The organism is Pseudomonas sp. CDFA 610 (genome assembly GCF_021147865.1).
Taxonomy (GTDB): domain Bacteria; phylum Pseudomonadota; class Gammaproteobacteria; order Pseudomonadales; family Pseudomonadaceae; genus Aquipseudomonas; species Aquipseudomonas alliivorans.
Window position 1 is genome coordinate 217,446 of the sequence record NZ_JAGTPM010000009.1, and the last position, 15,631, is coordinate 233,076.

At 59.8% G+C, this 15,631-nt stretch carries 14 protein-coding genes; 3 read left to right on the forward strand and 11 right to left on the reverse strand.

Going from position 1 to position 15,631, the window contains the following annotated elements:
- Positions 1-38: 38 nt before the first annotated feature.
- Complete coding sequence (gene metG / locus KDX39_RS18290) at positions 39-2,081, reverse strand: methionine--tRNA ligase (protein WP_231661319.1); 2,043 nt, start codon at positions 2,079-2,081, stop codon at positions 39-41.
- Between the two features lie 175 nt (positions 2,082-2,256).
- Here metG and apbC point away from each other — a divergent pair, with 175 nt between their 5' ends.
- Positions 2,257-3,351 carry an iron-sulfur cluster carrier protein ApbC gene (gene apbC, locus KDX39_RS18295; protein WP_231661320.1) on the forward strand — a complete coding sequence of 365 codons (1,095 nt, stop codon included), beginning with the start codon at positions 2,257-2,259 and terminating at the stop codon, positions 3,349-3,351.
- A 133-nt stretch (positions 3,352-3,484) separates the two neighbouring features.
- Here apbC and KDX39_RS18300 read toward each other — a convergent pair whose 3' ends face one another.
- Positions 3,485-3,694: a cold-shock protein gene (locus tag KDX39_RS18300; protein ID WP_002554837.1), complete on the reverse strand. Its 210-nt coding sequence runs from the start codon at positions 3,692-3,694 to the stop codon at positions 3,485-3,487.
- A gap of 319 nt (positions 3,695-4,013) precedes the next feature.
- Between KDX39_RS18300 and dcd the strand changes: the two genes are divergently transcribed.
- Together dcd and KDX39_RS18310 are read left to right on the forward strand one after the other, a co-directional pair.
- Positions 4,014-4,580: a dCTP deaminase gene (dcd, locus tag KDX39_RS18305; RefSeq protein ID WP_017126297.1), complete on the forward strand. Its 567-nt coding sequence runs from the start codon at positions 4,014-4,016 to the stop codon at positions 4,578-4,580.
- Between the two features lie 112 nt (positions 4,581-4,692).
- Positions 4,693-4,905, forward strand: coding sequence for a hypothetical protein (locus KDX39_RS18310; RefSeq protein ID WP_231661321.1), 213 nt, complete (start codon positions 4,693-4,695; stop codon positions 4,903-4,905).
- A gap of 64 nt (positions 4,906-4,969) precedes the next feature.
- Here KDX39_RS18310 and pdeM read toward each other — a convergent pair whose 3' ends face one another.
- From pdeM to KDX39_RS18355, 9 genes are all read right to left on the reverse strand, one after another.
- On the reverse strand, positions 4,970-5,626 hold the full coding sequence (gene pdeM / locus KDX39_RS18315) for a ligase-associated DNA damage response endonuclease PdeM (RefSeq protein ID WP_184320813.1): 657 nt from the start codon (positions 5,624-5,626) through the stop codon (positions 4,970-4,972).
- Entirely contained in the window at positions 5,623-8,112 is a 2,490-nt protein-coding gene (locus tag KDX39_RS18320; RefSeq protein ID WP_231661322.1) for a ligase-associated DNA damage response DEXH box helicase, read from the reverse strand. Before KDX39_RS18320 ends, pdeM begins: the two co-directional genes overlap by 4 nt.
- Positions 8,113-8,338: 226 nt before the next feature.
- Positions 8,339-9,103 carry an ABC transporter ATP-binding protein gene (locus tag KDX39_RS18325; protein WP_073170151.1) on the reverse strand — a complete coding sequence of 255 codons (765 nt, stop codon included), beginning with the start codon at positions 9,101-9,103 and terminating at the stop codon, positions 8,339-8,341.
- A 9-nt stretch (positions 9,104-9,112) separates the two neighbouring features.
- On the reverse strand, positions 9,113-10,231 hold the full coding sequence (locus KDX39_RS18330; protein WP_231661323.1) for a succinylglutamate desuccinylase/aspartoacylase family protein: 1,119 nt from the start codon (positions 10,229-10,231) through the stop codon (positions 9,113-9,115).
- 14 nt (positions 10,232-10,245) lie between these two features.
- Positions 10,246-10,956 carry an ABC transporter permease gene (locus KDX39_RS18335; protein ID WP_025996574.1) on the reverse strand — a complete coding sequence of 237 codons (711 nt, stop codon included), beginning with the start codon at positions 10,954-10,956 and terminating at the stop codon, positions 10,246-10,248.
- Entirely contained in the window at positions 10,953-11,681 is a 729-nt protein-coding gene (locus KDX39_RS18340) for an ABC transporter permease (RefSeq protein WP_184320804.1), read from the reverse strand. The genes KDX39_RS18335 and KDX39_RS18340 overlap by 4 nt, the downstream gene beginning before the upstream one ends.
- Positions 11,682-11,765: 84 nt before the next feature.
- On the reverse strand, positions 11,766-12,548 hold the full coding sequence (locus KDX39_RS18345) for a transporter substrate-binding domain-containing protein (protein WP_231661324.1): 783 nt from the start codon (positions 12,546-12,548) through the stop codon (positions 11,766-11,768).
- A 335-nt stretch (positions 12,549-12,883) separates the two neighbouring features.
- The gene (locus KDX39_RS18350) at positions 12,884-14,587 is read right to left on the reverse strand and encodes an ATP-dependent DNA ligase (RefSeq protein ID WP_231661325.1); all 1,704 of its coding nucleotides are present in this window, start codon (positions 14,585-14,587) and stop codon (positions 12,884-12,886) included.
- Positions 14,584-15,627, reverse strand: a complete 1,044-nt coding sequence (locus KDX39_RS18355; RefSeq protein ID WP_231661326.1) for a ligase-associated DNA damage response exonuclease — start codon at positions 15,625-15,627, stop codon at positions 14,584-14,586. The genes KDX39_RS18350 and KDX39_RS18355 overlap by 4 nt, the downstream gene beginning before the upstream one ends.
- Between the last annotated feature and the right edge of the window lie 4 nt (positions 15,628-15,631).

Genomic DNA, 15,631 nt, shown 5'->3' on the forward strand with positions numbered 1-15,631 from the left:
TCCGTAAACGATCAACGGATACCGGGCTTCCTCGTGCGTTACTTGATGCGCTGGCCGGGCTTGGCGCCGCTGTCCGGGCTGAGCAGGTAGATTTCTTCGCCGCCAGGGCCTGCCGCCATCACCATGCCTTCCGAAATGCCGAAACGCATTTTGCGGGGCTTGAGGTTGGCGATCATCATGGTCAGGCGACCTTCCAGCTCGCTCGGGTTCGGGTAAGCGCTCTTGATGCCGGAGAACACGTTGCGCTGCTCGTCACCGATATCGAGAGTCAGGCGCAGCAGTTTGTCTGCGCCCTCCACGTGTTCGGCCTTGAGGATCAACGCAACGCGAAGGTCCACTGCCGCGAATGTATCAAAGTCGATTTCCGCCGAAAGAGGATCCTTTACCAGTTCACCGTTGCCCTGCGGTGCTGTGTCAGTAGTGCTGGCAGCCAGGTCTTCTTTCGATGCAGCTGTCATGGCGTCAACCTTGACCGGATCGATGCGCGTCATCAGGGCCGAGAACGGGTTGAGCTGATGGTTGACCAGTAGCGTCTTGTGATCATCCCAGGTCAACGGTTCGACGTTGAGGAACGCCTCGGCGTCGGCAGCCAGCTTCGGCAGGACGGGTTTGAGGAAGATGACCAACTGGCGGAACAGGTTGATGCCCAATGCACATACAGCCTGAACTTCGTCCTGCTTACCTTCCTGCTTGGCCAGGGCCCAGGGGGCCTTTTCGGCGATGTAGGCATTGGCGCGATCGGCCAGGGCCATCGTTTCGCGCATGGCACGGGCGAAATCGCGGGCTTCATAAGCGTCGGCGATGCTCGGCGCGGCAGCCAGGAAGGCGTCGGTCAGTTCGGGCGCGGCATTGGCAGACACCATGACGCCGGCATTGCCCTTGTGAATGAAGCCGGCGCAACGGCTGGCGATGTTCACGACTTTGCCGATCAGGTCCGAATTGACCTTCTGGATGAAGTCTTCCAGGTTGAGGTCCAGATCATCCACGCCACGGCCCAGTTTCGAGGCGTAGTAGTAGCGCAGGTATTCAGGTGACAGGTGATCAAGGTAGGTGCGTGCCTTGATGAAAGTGCCACGGGATTTGGACATCTTCTGACCATTGACGGTCAGGTAGCCATGGACATTGATGGCGGTCGGCTTGCGCAGACCTGCGCCTTCCAGCATGGCCGGCCAGAACAGCGCGTGGAAATTGACAATGTCCTTGCCGATGAAATGATACAGCTCGGTGGTTGCATCCTTCGCCCAGTAGGCATCGAAGTCCAGTTCCGGACGGCGCGCACACAGGTTCTTGAAACTGGCCATGTAGCCGATCGGCGCATCCAGCCAGACATAGAAGTATTTGCCCGGCTCGTCAGGAATCTCGAAACCGAAGTACGGCGCGTCCCGGGAGATGTCCCACTGTTGCAGACCGCTGTCCAGCCATTCGGCGATCTTGTTGGCGACGGCGTCCTGCAGCGTTCCGCTGCGGGTCCAGCTCTTGAGCATGGCGTCGAAGGCGGGCAGGTCGAAGAAGAAGTGTTTGGAATCCTTGAGTACGGGAGTCGCGCCGGAAATCGCCGATTTCGGATCTTTCAGGTCGGTGGGTGCATAGGTGGCACCGCACTTTTCGCAATTGTCGCCGTATTGATCTTCCGTGCCACATTTCGGACAGGTGCCCTTGATGAAGCGGTCGGCCAGGAACATCTTCTTTTCAGGGTCGAAGTACTGGGTGATGGAGCGCGTCGCAATATGCCCGGCATCACGCAGACGGGTGTAGATCATGCTCGACAGCTCGCGATTTTCATCCGAGTGCGTCGAGTGGAAGTTGTCGAAATTCACCAGAAAATCGGCGAAGTCGCCGCTGTGCTCGGCCTTGACGTCGGCAATCAGCTGTTCCGGCGTGATGCCTTCCTTTTCGGCACGCAGCATGATTGCCGAGCCGTGGGCGTCGTCTGCGCAGACATAGATGCACTGATTGCCGCGGTGCTTCTGGAACCGCACCCACATGTCGGTCTGGATGTACTCGAGCATGTGGCCAAGATGGATGGAACCATTGGCATAGGGCAGGGCGCTGGTAACGAGTATCTTGCGTGGCTCGGACATGGGGCTCGGCTACTTGAACTGGAACGGAGGTCGGCCACTATAAAGGTCTGAGCAATTTTTTTCACCTCGTGCCGTTGTGGGAATGCGCCTGCTTGTGCAGTGAAACCATGTCGGCACACGACAGAACAGGTAGGATAGCCGCCTGTTTTAGTCAGTCTTTTTTCGGAGCGAGCCCATGAGCGCTGTCAATCGCGCGGCGGTGGAGACGATTCTTCGCCAGTACACCGACCCTTATCTGAATCAGGACCCGCTCAGCGCCGGTTGCGTGCGGGCCATCGACATCGACGGATCGCAAGTCACTCTGCGGCTTGAACTGGGCTACGCCGCCGACCTGTTCAAGAACGGTTGGGCGCACGTGCTGAAGACGGCTATCGAAAATGTCGACGGCGTGTCCTTGGCCAAGGTGGAGATCAGTACCGTGATCAGCGCTCACAAGGCGCAGAGCCAGATTCCGGGTCTGGCCAATGTGAAAAATATTGTGGCTGTTGCCTCAGGCAAGGGCGGCGTCGGTAAATCCACCACGGCAGCCAACCTGGCACTGGCGCTGTCTCGCGAAGGCGCACGCGTGGGCATTCTCGACGCAGATATCTATGGGCCGAGTCAGGGCGTGATGTTTGGCATCCCCGAAGGTACGCGGCCGAAGATCAAGGATCAGAAATGGTTCGTGCCAATCGAGGCGCACGGTATCGAAGTGATGTCGATGGCGTTTCTGACAGATGACAATACGCCGATGGTCTGGCGCGGTCCGATGGTTTCGGGTGCCTTGCTGCAACTGGTCACCCAGACTGCCTGGAATGACCTGGATTATCTGATTATCGATATGCCGCCAGGTACGGGTGACATCCAGCTCACGCTGGCGCAGAAAGTGCCGGTGGCCGGTGCTGTCATCGTCACCACACCGCAGGATCTCGCCTTGCTGGATGCGCGCAAGGGCGTCGAAATGTTCCGCAAAGTGAATATTCCGGTGCTGGGTGTCGTGGAAAATATGGCAGTGCACATCTGTTCGAATTGCGGACACGCCGAGCATCTGTTCGGTGAAGGGGGAGGGGAGAAGCTGGCGTCGCAGTATGACGTCGAGTTGCTGGCCTCATTGCCGCTGTCGATGCTGATTCGCGAGCAGGCCGATGGTGGCAAGCCGACGGCGATTGCCGAGCCGGAAACTCAGATTGCAATGGTGTATCAGGAATTGGCTCGCCATGTCGGCGCGCGGATTGTTCTGCAGGAGGCGGCCAGTCCGGCCATGCCGTCGATCTCTGTCAGTGATGACTGACCGATAAGAAAGCTATCGAGTGTGGGTCGGCCTGTTCGGCCCCGTTCGAGTCGATATCGAAGCCTGAGCCTGAATCGCAGACAATAAAAAACCCCGCTTTTGAGGGCGGGGTTTTTAAGCGAATCAGTACAAGTTAGATAACTTGAACTTCTTCAGCTTGCATGCCTTTCTGACCGCGGGTAGCGATGAAAGAAACCTGTTGGCCTTCTTTCAGGCTTTTGAAGCCGTCGGATTGGATAGCTTTGAAGTGCACGAACAGGTCGTCACCGGATTGTGGAGTGATGAAGCCGAAGCCTTTTTCATCGTTGAACCACTTAACGGTACCAGTTTGGCGATTGGACATAGTATATCTCCTTGGACAAAGTTAACTGCGGCGTAGGAAGAGCCCTGGCCGAGACTGAGTGCAAAGAGCTGGAAAATTCATGGAGATGGTTGGATCGAAATTCAACATCGTGTAGAGATTCTCAGTGACACAAGCAACACAGTGACGCCACCTTAACCCTTTTTGTCGGACGTGCCAATGGTCTATCGAGGATTATTTCCATTCGCTTCAAAACTGCGGCTCAGGTCTCGCCAGCTGTACATATGTTGCCTTTGAACACGTGGCGCAGGCCCGGTAAGATGCCCAACATCTTTTTCACCTCGCAAATCAGGACATCGCCATGAGCATCAAATCGGACAAGTGGATTCGCCGCATGGCGCAGGAACACGGCATGATCGAGCCCTTCGTCGAGCGTCAGATGCGTGGCGAAGGTGCCGACCGGCTGATCTCCTTTGGTGTGTCCAGCTACGGCTACGATGTGCGTTGCGCCGACGAATTCAAGGTCTTCACCAACATCAATTCGGCCACTGTCGATCCGAAAAACTTCGATGAAAAAAGTTTTGTCGACATCAAGAGCGACGTCTGCATCATCCCGCCGAACTCCTTCGCGCTGGCCCGCACCGTCGAATATTTCCGGATTCCCCGTAATGTCCTGACCATCTGTCTGGGAAAAAGCACCTACGCGCGCTGCGGAATTATCGTCAACGTGACGCCCCTGGAACCGGAGTGGGAAGGCCACGTGACGCTGGAATTTTCTAACACCACGACCTTGCCGGCGAAGATCTACGCCAATGAAGGCGTGGCACAGATGTTGTTTCTGGAATCAGACGAAGAGTGCGAGGTGTCCTACAAGGATCGAGGTGGCAAGTATCAAGGGCAGCGTGGCGTCACACTGCCACGCACCTGATTTTGCCGTTGTTTCCTGTTCTTGAATGGAATTAATGTTCGTTTTCGCACTCTATTGCCTCACATGCATTCGTTTACAGTTGTAGGCGAAGGCCTTTGACCAGGAGTGACCTATGAAGACAACGTTCAAAACCTCTGAACAGGAAACATCTCCTCCACTCAACGAGATCGGAATGCTGGCCTGGTCTCTGATGGCCCATACCGAATTGAACATGGTGGGGGGCGGTGTTCCGGGTCAGCCGGGTCCTGACACCCCATTTCAGCAGCCTACGGAGCCCGGTGAACCTACGCTCCCGGATGAGCCGCCTCCTGCGCCGGTAGCCTGATTCCAGAATGCCCGCTGCCTCTGACAAGGCAGCGGGCATTTTCGTTTTGAAGGCCCTCGACGGATTACGCCACCCGCCAGATCGCCCCGTCTCCAGTGACGTAGATCGTTGTTCCGGCAGCTGGCTGAATATTGAAGCCCCCCGTGAATTCCCCGAACGCTGGTAACAGACTGATGCGCTCGCCCAGGTAAAAACAGGCCAGTCGCAGACGCTGGCGACCACGTCCGAACAGCCTGTAGACCGGGTGAACATGTCCGGCAAGAACGTGGTGAGTCGCGTGTGGGTCTGGTTCATGCTGCAAGGCGAACGGGCCGAGCAGCAGCGGTTCCGGTACGACCTCGATGTTCAGACTGGATGGCGGATCCCCCGCGCGTTTATCGTGGTTGCCCCGGATCAATGTGATCTTCAGTCCTGACCTGCGTTCTCTCCACTCGTGCAGCGCATCGAGTGTGCCCTTCGCGTGGGATTCGGGAGCGTGCAGAAAGTCGCCGAGAAAGATCAGATGCTCACAGCCATAGTCATCCAGTAATTGATCCAGACGTCGCAGGTTCTCCTGAGTCGTGCCATGCGGCACCGGTTGACCCAGCTTGCGATAGGCTGCCGCCTTTCCAAAGTGAGCGTCGGCGATCAGCAGGGCGTGTTCGGCCGGGTAGTAAATGGCCTTGTCTGCCAGCAACCACAACGCTTCGTCTGCCAGTGTGATGGCCATGCAGGGTTTCATCGTTCAGTCTCCGGCCCGGCGGCTTTTTCCAGATCGCGCACCATGCGAGCGATGCGGTCGGCCAGTTTTTCAGAACTCAGGCTCTCGCGAAAGCGTTCTACCAAAAGAGGAAACGCAAGTGGGGTGGCGCGCTTGATCGTGTGCAGGTCAAGCCTGCGGCTGTTGATCTGGCGCAGGGTCTGCTCCAGCCGGACCAGATCCAGCTCCTGGCGCAGCACTTCCTGCTCCGCCTGAGTCAACAGCATGTTGTCGGCGTCGTACTGCTTGAACACCTCGAAAAACAACCCGCTGGATGCCTGCAATTGACGGTTGCTCTTCGCCGCGCCGGGATAGCCTGAAAACACCAGCCCGGAGATGCGAGCGATTTCGCGAAAGCGCCTCAGCGCCAGCTCACCTGCGTTGAGGCTGGCGATGATGTCAGCCATCAGATCAGACGCTGAAAACAGATCATTATCGAGCAGGTGTGCCCAGTCGAGTTCGCTGGCGCTCAGCAACTCCAGACCGTAATCATTGACGGCTATCGAAAACGTCAGCGGTTGGTGTCGGCTCAGGCGCCAGGCCAGCAGACTCGCCAGCCCCAGGTGAACATGCCGACCGGCGAACGGATAGAGAAACAGATGCCAGCCCTCGCGGGATTTGAGAGTCTCGGCCAGCAGAGTGTCACGTTGCGGCAACCCGGACCACTGGCGCTGTACTTCCAGCAAGGGTTTGACCGCCCGCATCTCGGGACTTTCGAAGTGGCCGTGCGCGGCAGCGTCGAATTTCTCCACCACGGCGTCCGCCAGTTCGCTGGAAAGCGGCATGCGCCCGCCGTTCCAGCGCGGCACGGCGGCTTTCTTGCCGGTGGCGCGTTTGACGTAGGCGGTCATGTTCTCGACTCTGACCAGTTCCAGCAACCGCCCGGCGAACAGAAAGCCGTCGCCAGGCTTGAGGCGGGCGATAAAGCCTTCCTCGACGCTGCCAAGCGATCCGCCGCCGCCTCCCTTTTTCCAGTATTTAAGGTTGATCGTGGCGTCGCTGACGATGGTGCCAACGCTCATCCTGTGCCGACGCGCCAGTCGCGCATCGGGCACGCGCCAGATACCGTGTTCGTCCGGCTCGGCGCGGCGGTAATCGGGGTAGGCCGTGAGCGAGTGACCGCCGTTGCGCACAAAGGCCAGTGCCCATTGCCACTGTTCGTCGCTCAGGTCCCGGTATGCCCAGGCGGTGCGCACTTCCGCCAACAGCTCATCGGGCAAAAATCCCCCGCCCAGCGCGACGCTGACCAAATGCTGCACCAGTACATCCAATGGCTGGTGAGGTGATTCTCTGGGTTCGATCATCCGGGCAGCCACGGCGTCATGGGCGGCGGCGGCCTCTACCAGCTCAAGGCTGTGGGTCGGCACCAGCGTGACGCGTGACGGGCGGCCGGGTGCGTGGCCAGAACGGCCGGCACGTTGCATCAGGCGTGCGACGCCTTTGGGTGAGCCTATCTGCAGCACGCGCTCCACGGGCAGGAAATCCACGCCCAAGTCCAGGCTGGAGGTGCAGACCACCGCCTTGAGCGAGCCCTCTTTCAATGCCCGCTCTACCCAGTCGCGTACTTCGCGGGCCAGTGAACCGTGATGCAGGGCGATCAGTCCTGCCCAGTCCGGACGGGCTTCCAGCAGCGCCTGATACCAGATTTCCGACTGCGCGCGGGTATTGGTGAAAAGCAGGCAACTGGCGCTTTTCTCTACCTCTGCAACCACCTGCGGCAGCATGCGCAGGCCCATGTGTCCGGCCCACGGAAAACGCTCGATGGAGGGGGGCAGGAGTGTATCGACCTGCAACTCTTTGGCGACCTTGCCTTGAACCGTGACGCCGCCTTCGCCCAACAGCACTTCCTGCGCGTGCTGCTGATTACCCAGCGTGGCCGAAATGCCCCACACAATCAGTTGCGGATTCCATTGGCGCAAGCGGGCCAATGCCAGTTGCAATTGAACGCCGCGCTTGTTGCCGATGAGTTCGTGCCACTCGTCCACGACGACCATGCGCAACGTGGAAAGCGTCGGCTGTGCGTCGGCCCGGGTCAGTAGCAGCGTCAGGCTTTCCGGCGTAGTGATCAGTGCGGAAGGCAGACGACGTCCTTGCCGGGCACGCTCGCTGCTGCTGGTGTCGCCGGTACGCAAGCCTACAGACCAGTTGATGTCCAGTTCGGCCAGCGGCGCCTCGAGTGCCCGTGCAGTGTCTGCAGCAAGGGCGCGCATGGGCGTGATCCACATGACGCTCAATGGCGCGGCGGGCGGTTTTTTCTTGCGGGGTTTGTCTTCGGGCGGGGCTTTGGTGGTGGCGAAGCGATTGAGCGCTGCAAACCACACCGCGTAGGTTTTGCCCGAACCGGTGCTGGCGTGAAGCAGGCCGGACTCGCCCTGTTTCACGGCTGCCCAGACTTCTTTTTGAAACGCGAACGCCTTCCAGCCTCGGGCCCGAAACCATCGCTGAGCGAAATCGTTGGGTCTGCTCATGCGGTTGAAAATGCTCTGAAGGGCGATAGTTCAGAGACAGCGGGAAAAGGGTAATAGTTTTAAACGGTTATCGAGGGACACCCTCATGTTTGATACGTGGGAAGCGGCTTGCCAGCGATGCAGGCGGCGCGATGCGTCAAACAGACCGCGTCTTGTCGTTTATCGCCGTCAAGCCGCTTGCCACAGGGGGCTGGATCGTGCCCACGCGCTACGTCATCTCCAGCGGTTACTTCAGGTTCCCGCTCAGGAACTGCTGTAGCCGCTCGCTCTTCGGGTTGTTCAGCACGTCGTCCGGGTGACCGGACTCTTCGATCTGGCCCTGATGCAGAAACACCACCTGGCTTGCGACCTTGCGGGCGAAGCCCATTTCGTGGGTCACAAGGATCATGGTGCGGCCTTCATCGGCCAGACCCTGAATCACCTTCAGCACTTCACCGACCAGTTCCGGGTCCAGCGCTGATGTCGGCTCATCGAACAGCATGATCTCCGGCTCCATTGCCAGTGCTCGGGCAATCGCGACGCGCTGCTGCTGGCCGCCGGACAGGAACGCCGGGTATTGATCGGCCACGCGCTCGGGCAGGCCGACCTTGTCCAGATATTTGCGCGCGCGGGCCTCGGCTTCGGCCTTGGGAACGCCCAGTACGCGGCGTGGCGCCATGGTGATGTTTTCCAGCACGGTCATGTGTGCCCACAGGTTGAAGTGCTGAAACACCATCGCCAGTCGGGTGCGGATCCGTTGCAGTTCGTCCGGATCGGCAACGCGCATGCCATCCTTGTCGCTGACCATGCGCACTTGCTGGCCGTCCAGGCTCATGGCGCCGTCGTTGGGTTGCTCCAGAAAGTTGATGCAGCGCAGAAACGTGCTCTTGCCCGAGCCGCTGGCGCCAATCAGGCAGATCACATCACCGCTGCTGGCCTTGAGCGATACGCCTTTGAGCACCTCGTTGTCGCCATAGCGCTTGTGCAGGCCATCGATGGTCAGTTTGTACATGAGAGGTCCTCAAGGAGAAAGTAGGTAGCCGCTGCGGTAGGCCTGCTTGCCCGCGACATGGGCGATGACCATGCCAGCGGTGGCCATGCGGCGCAACGAGCGCGCATACAGCAGGCCGGCATTGAGCGTATGAACACTGGTCACGGCGTCGCTGATCGGGTCGATGATTTCGGCAATCAGTTGCCCCGCATCGACGTGCTCGCCCGGCATGGCACAGAACACCAGCAGACCGCCGACCGGCGTCGCGACCGGCTCGACGGCGGCCAGAGGCGTGGCGGGGTACAGCAGTTCGGGCGGCATTTGCCGTTCGCCGTCGATCAGGCCGAAGTCGATCAGGTAATTGATGATTGCCTGACAGTCGCGACTCGCCAGTGAATGGTTGACGTCCCCTTGCCCGCGCAGCTCAAGGGTCACCGAGAAGCTCCCCATCGGGATCGGAAAACGTTCACCGAAACGCTGCTGCAATTGCCACCAGACCAGCGTGAAGCATTCGTCGAACGACTGGCCACCAGAGTCGGTGGCCAGCAGACTCGCCTGTGCGCCGAGGTAGCGCGACAGAGGCTCTACCTTCGGCCAGGCTTCGGGTGTGGTGTAGAGGTGCTCGACCGACTCGAAGTCACAATGCAGGTCCAGCACCATGTCGGCATCGCAGGCCAGCCGTTGAAGTGTCAGGCGCAACGAGTGCAACTGGGTCGTCGCTGTCTGAGCGTTGAGGGCCGAGAGCAGGCTGTCGCGCACCAGCGCACGGTTCCGGCTCGCGTCCTGAGTCAGCTGCGCTTCGATCTCGTCGCCCACATGCTGCCCGAGGTCGACGAAACCGCGATTGAAGTTCTGTCCACTTTCCAGCTCATAGCGGCCCAGCGGCGTATCCATCAACACCTGTTCCAGGCCGATGGGGTTGGCCACTGGCACCACGACGACTTCACCCAGCAGGCGACCGGCGTTGTCGAGTTCGGCCAGACGCTGTTTCAGATGCCAGGCCACCAGCATCCCGGGCAGTTCGTCAGCATGCAGCGAGGCCTGAATGTAGACCTTTCCCGCGCCGTTCTGCGGCCCATAGTGAAAACTGTGAACGCAGCGCGCTGTGCCCGGCACTGGCGACAGCAATTGGTGGGTGTGATGTTGCATCGGTTCTGTCCTGATTAATGAGCGGGGCCGAGGAAGGCCAGCCAGCGACGTTCGGCAAGACGGAACAACCCGACCAGGATGAAGGTGACGGTCAGGTACATGACGGCAGCGATTCCAAAGGACTGGAAGGTCATGAAGGTCGCCGAGTTGGCGTCCCGCGCGACTTTCAGAATGTCCGGCACAGTGGCCGTAAAGGCCACCGTGGTCGAGTGCAGCATCAGAATCACTTCGTTGCTGTAATAAGGCAGCGAGCGGCGCAGCACCGACGGCATGATCACGTACGCGTAAAGCTTCCAGCCGCTCAGGCCGTACGCCTTGGCCGCTTCGACCTCGCCGTGGGCCATGCTGCGGATCGCACCGGCAAAAATCTCGGTGGTATAGGCGCAGGTGTTCAGGGTGAACGCCAGGATGGTGCAGTTCATCGCGTCGCGAAAGAACGCATCCAGCAGGGGCTGCTCACGCACCGCCGCAATGCTGTAGATGCCGGTGTAGCAGATGAGCAGCTGTATATAGAGCGGGGTGCCGCGAAACAGGTAGGTATAGAACTGCACCGGCCAGCGTACCCAGCGGTTCTTCGACACGCGGGCGATGGACAGCGGAATCGACAGGCAGAAGCCGATGGCAATGGAAGCGCTGAGCAGCCACATGGTCATGGCCAGACCAGTCACGTTCACGCCGTCTGTATAAAGGAAGGGCTTCCAGTATTCCTGAAGCAACTCGATCATCGTTGCGCCTCCCGGCTGCCTGCGGCGTAATGCCGTTCAGCCCAACGCAAGGCGAAATTCGATGCGCTGGTGATCGCCAGATAGATCAGCGCCGCCAACACCAGAAAGTAGAACAGTTGATAGGTGCTCTTGCCCGCGTCCTGCGAGGCCTTGACCAGATCGGCCAGGCCGATGATCGACACCAGCGCGGTCGCCTTGAGCAGCACTTGCCAGTTGTTGCCGATACCCGGCAGGGCATAACGCATCATTTGCGGAAACACCACGTAGCGAAACCGCTGGCCGCGTTTGAGGCCGTAGGCGGTGGCTGCTTCGATCTGACCCCGGGGTACGGACAGAATCGCGCCGCGAAACGTCTCGGTGAAGTACGCCCCATAAATGAAACCCAGCGTGATGACGCCGGCCGCGAACGGATCGATTTCGATGTATTCCCACTCCATGGCATCGGTCAGCACCGTGAGCCAGGTTTGCAGGCTGTAGAAAATCAGCAGCATCAGCACCAGATCGGGTACGCCGCGAATCAAGGTGGTATAGACCTGCGCCGGCACGCGCAGCAGCGCTGAGCTCGACAGTTTGGCGCTGGCCCCGATCAAACCGAGCACGATGCTCAGAAACAGGGACAGTACCGAAAGTTTGACGGTCATCCAGGTGCCTTGCAGCAACAGTGGGCCGAAGCCCTTCAGGCTGAAAGCCGAAAGTCCGAGGGTGTGCATCAGTGAGTCGAGCATGGATAAAGCCTTGAGCGGTCACGAACAGAAACGCCCATCGAAGAGGGCGGCGAATCATCGCCGAAATCGATGGGCGTCGGGGTGTTATTTTCCGCTGTACAGATTCAGGTCGCCGAAGTGCTTCTTCTGGATTTCGGCGTAGGTGCCGTCATCGTGCAAGGCTTTGATGCCTTTATCGAGTAGCGCTTTCAGCTCTTTGTTGCCCTTGGCGATGCCGATGGCTGTCTTGGCTGGCAGCAGCTCGCTGTCGATTGGCTTGCTGACTTCGTAGTCGGCACCGGCTGGCGATTTCAGGAAGCCCAGTTCGGCCTGCAGCATGTCCTGGATGGAGGCGTCCAGACGGCCGGAGGTCAGGTCCGCGTAAACCTGGTCCTGGTTGGCGTAGGCCTGGGTTTTCACGCCGGCCTTATCAAGTACGGCCTTGGCGTAGGCTTCCTGGATGGTGCCTTGCTCATAGCCCACGGTCTTGCCTTTGAGGCTGGCCGGATCGGCGGTGAGGCCTGCACCTTTCTTGAACACCAGCGAGGTCGGGCCGGAGAACAGTTCGTTGGAGAAGTCGATGACTTTCTCGCGAGCCGGGGTCACGGTCATGGACGAGATCACGCCGTCGAACTTGCGGGCTTTCAGACCAGGAATCATGCCGTCGAAATCACTTTCGACCCACTTGCACTTTACTTTCAGCTCTTTGCAGATGGCGTTGCCCAGATCGATATCGAAGCCCACCAGGCTGCCGTCGGCGGCTTTGGATTCGAACGGTGCGTAAGAAGGATCGACGCCAAAGCGCAGTTCCTTGTACTCCTTGGCCATTGTGTTACCAGCGGCCAGGCACAAAGCCAGTGCGGAAAGGGTCAGCCATGCTTTTTTCATTATTCAGTCCTTAAAACCTGATAGGGGTGTTGGGAACACGCGAGGCTTGTTGCTACCGGCGTAGGCCAGATGTTCTAAAAGTAGCAATTTCCGAACCAGAGAGACGAACGTGCGTTTGAAGTGTAAGCGGTTGTCGCTATTTCATATAAATGCATGGCGTTCTGCCTGCTCATCGCCGTTGAGGTCTACGGGCACGGCGTTTTTCTGCAAGGCGGATCACTGGATAGCGGACAGGTGAAGCAGATTCGTAACGGCCCGGGCGTGCGAGCGGCGACGCAGTGAGTAGAAATGATCCTGTTTGGTGCGCTGCATTTCGAGCGCACCCTTCAGGTGCGTCAGCTCAGCAGGTCTTGGAGCGTGGCCAGACTGTCAGCTTCGGCCACCGGTTTGTCCTGTCGCCAGCGCAGCATGCGTGGGAACCGCACGGCAATGCCGCTTTTGTGGCGCTTGGACAGGGCGATACCTTCGAAGCCCAGTTCGAACACGAGCGTGGGCGTCACGCTGCTGACCGGGCCAAACTTCTCGACCGTGGTCTTGCGCACGATGGCGTCAACCTTGCGCATTTCTTCATCAGTCAGCCCGGAGTAGGCTTTGGCGAACGGCACGAGGGTGCGTTCGCTTGATTCGGGCGGACCATCCCACACCGCGAAGGTGTAATCGCTGTACAGACTGGCCCGCCGTCCATGGCCACGTTGTGCATAGATCAGCACCGCGTCCACGCTGAAAGGGTCGACCTTCCATTTCCACCACACGCCCATGTCCTTGGTGCGGCCGACGCCGTACAGCGAATCACGCGCCTTGAGCATCATGCCTTCGACGCCCAGGCTGCGGGACGCTTCGCGCTGGTTGGCCAGGTCCAGCCAATCCTTGCCGGTCAGTACCGGGGAGGGCAGCAGCACGTCGCTGCGTGCTTCGTCGATCAAGACTTCAAGCTGCGTACGACGCTCGTGTTGCGGTCGGCTGCGCCAGTCGTGGCCTTCCCATTCGAGCAGGTCGTAAGCCAGGATCACGACCGGCACATCCGCGAGGATCTTCTTGCCCAGCGTCTTGCGCCCGATACGCTGCTGCAGCAAGGCGAAGGGTTGAACCGACGGACTGGCCTGCGGTGCCTCGCTGTCCAGCGCAAACTCCGCTTTGCTGTCGGGTGTGGCGTCCGGCGCTTTCCAGACCACGATTTCGCCGTCGATCACGGTGCCGTCGGGCAGATACTGGACCAGACTGTGCAGTTCGGGAAAGCGGTCGGTCACCAGTTCTTCGCCACGCGACCAGATCCACAATCGCCCGTCGCGTTTTACAAGTTGCGCACGAATGCCATCCCACTTCCATTCCACCTGCCAGTTCTCGGCAGCGCCCAGCAGTTCTTCGAACTGGTCGGCAGGCTGCTGCAGCGAGTGGGCGAGAAAGAACGGGTAGGGCTGGCCGCCACGCTGTGCATGTTCATCTTCCGACTCGGCGGCGATCAGTTTGAGATAACCCTCTGCGCTTGGCCGGTGCGAGAGGTCGGTGTAGCCCACCAGACGTTGGGCGACCCGTTTGCTGTCGATGTCTGCCAGCGCGGCGAGGGCGCGAGTGACCAGCAGTTTCGAGACGCCCACCCGGAAGCTGCCGGTGATCAGCTTTATGCACACCATCAGGCTGCTTCGATCCAGTTGCGACCAGAACGCAGGTAAGCGCTCCGCCAGTTCTTCAGGCGGCAGGCCGCGCAATGGCAGCAGCTTTTCTTCCATCCACAGCGCCAGGCCTTGCTCGTTGCTGTGCTCGGCCTGTGGCAGCAGCAGGGAGAGAGTTTCCGCCAGATCACCAACCGCCTGATAGCTTTCCTCGAACAGCCATTCCGGCAGATTACCGAGCGTCATGGCCTGTTCGCGCAGGATGCGGGTCGGCACCAGTTGCCGAGGGCGTCCGCCGGACAAAAAATACACCGCCCAGGCGGCGTCCTGCGGGTCTGCCTGTTCAAAATACTCGCGCATGGCTGCGAGCTTGGCGTTGCTCGAAGTGGTGGCGTCCAACCGGGTGTAAAGCTCGGCGAAGGCTTTCATGACTGTGCCTCGCCTGTGCTCTCCGGCTCTGCCTGCGCTGGGGTGTTTGAGTCGTCTTCATCGCCGTATTCGGTGGTAAAGCCTTGCGCGTCCAGCCCCAGCTCGCGCAGGTAGCGCACCAGCACGCCGACCGAACCGTGGGTGACCATCACCCGTTCCGCGCCGGTCTGTTCGATGGCCCACAACAGGCCCGGCCAGTCGGCGTGGTCGGACAGCACAAAGCCCCGATCCACACCGCGCCGACGTCGTGTACCGCGCAGCATCATCCAGCCACTGGCGAACGCATCGCTGTACTCGCCGAAGCGCTTCATCCAACTGCTGCCGCCTGCCGATGGCGGGGCGAGAATGAGTGCCTGACGCAAAGCCGGGTCGGTTTTTTTGAAGTCACCTGCGTAGTGGGTTTCGGGGATTCGAATGCCGCCTTCACGGTACACGCGATTCAACGGCTCGACTGCGCCGTGCACCAATATCGGGCCGATGCTGGAGTCGATGCCGTGCAGGATGCGTTGCGCCTTGCCGAAGGAGTAGGCGAACAGCACGCTCGCCTTGCCCTGTTCGGCATTGGCGCGCCACCAGTCATTGATGCCCTCGAATATCTGCGACTGCGGGGCCCATCGGTAGATGGGCAGGCCGAAGGTCGATTCAGTGATGAAGGTGTGGCAACGCACCGGTTCGAAGGTTGCGCATGTGCCGTCGGGTTCGACTTTGTAATCGCCCGAGGCAACCCAGACTTCGCCCTCGTATTCCAGCCGCACCTGCGCCGAGCCCAGCACATGACCGGCCGGATGCAGGCTGAGCTTGACGCCGTGATGGGTGATTTGCTCGCCGTACTCGAGGGTTTGCAGATTGATGTCCTGACCCAGGCGCGAACGCAGAATCCCCTCGCCGCTGGCGGCCGACAGGTAACGTTCATTCCCGGTGCGAGCGTGGTCGCCGTGCGCATGAGTAATCACCGCCCGCTCGACCGGACGCCAAGGGTCGATGTAGAAATCACCGGGTGGACAATACAAACCTTCGGGGCGCGCTACGACAAGATCCATGGGA

Excerpts from the sequence above, each read along its gene's own strand:
- metG (WP_231661319.1), bottom strand. The coding sequence starts at position 2,081 with ATGTCCGAGCCACGCAAGATACTCGTTACCAGCGCCCTGCCCTATGCC.
- apbC (WP_231661320.1), top strand. The coding sequence starts at position 2,257 with ATGAGCGCTGTCAATCGCGCGGCGGTGGAGACGATTCTTCGCCAGTAC.
- KDX39_RS18300 (WP_002554837.1), bottom strand. The coding sequence starts at position 3,694 with ATGTCCAATCGCCAAACTGGTACCGTTAAGTGGTTCAACGATGAAAAA.
- dcd (WP_017126297.1), top strand. The coding sequence starts at position 4,014 with ATGAGCATCAAATCGGACAAGTGGATTCGCCGCATGGCGCAGGAACAC.
- KDX39_RS18310 (WP_231661321.1), top strand. The coding sequence starts at position 4,693 with ATGAAGACAACGTTCAAAACCTCTGAACAGGAAACATCTCCTCCACTC.
- pdeM (WP_184320813.1), bottom strand. The coding sequence starts at position 5,626 with ATGAAACCCTGCATGGCCATCACACTGGCAGACGAAGCGTTGTGGTTG.
- KDX39_RS18320 (WP_231661322.1), bottom strand. The coding sequence starts at position 8,112 with ATGAGCAGACCCAACGATTTCGCTCAGCGATGGTTTCGGGCCCGAGGC.
- KDX39_RS18325 (WP_073170151.1), bottom strand. The coding sequence starts at position 9,103 with ATGTACAAACTGACCATCGATGGCCTGCACAAGCGCTATGGCGACAAC.
- KDX39_RS18330 (WP_231661323.1), bottom strand. The coding sequence starts at position 10,231 with ATGCAACATCACACCCACCAATTGCTGTCGCCAGTGCCGGGCACAGCG.
- KDX39_RS18335 (WP_025996574.1), bottom strand. The coding sequence starts at position 10,956 with ATGATCGAGTTGCTTCAGGAATACTGGAAGCCCTTCCTTTATACAGAC.
- KDX39_RS18340 (WP_184320804.1), bottom strand. The coding sequence starts at position 11,681 with ATGCTCGACTCACTGATGCACACCCTCGGACTTTCGGCTTTCAGCCTG.
- KDX39_RS18345 (WP_231661324.1), bottom strand. The coding sequence starts at position 12,548 with ATGAAAAAAGCATGGCTGACCCTTTCCGCACTGGCTTTGTGCCTGGCC.
- KDX39_RS18350 (WP_231661325.1), bottom strand. The coding sequence starts at position 14,587 with ATGAAAGCCTTCGCCGAGCTTTACACCCGGTTGGACGCCACCACTTCG.
- KDX39_RS18355 (WP_231661326.1), bottom strand. The coding sequence starts at position 15,627 with ATGGATCTTGTCGTAGCGCGCCCCGAAGGTTTGTATTGTCCACCCGGT.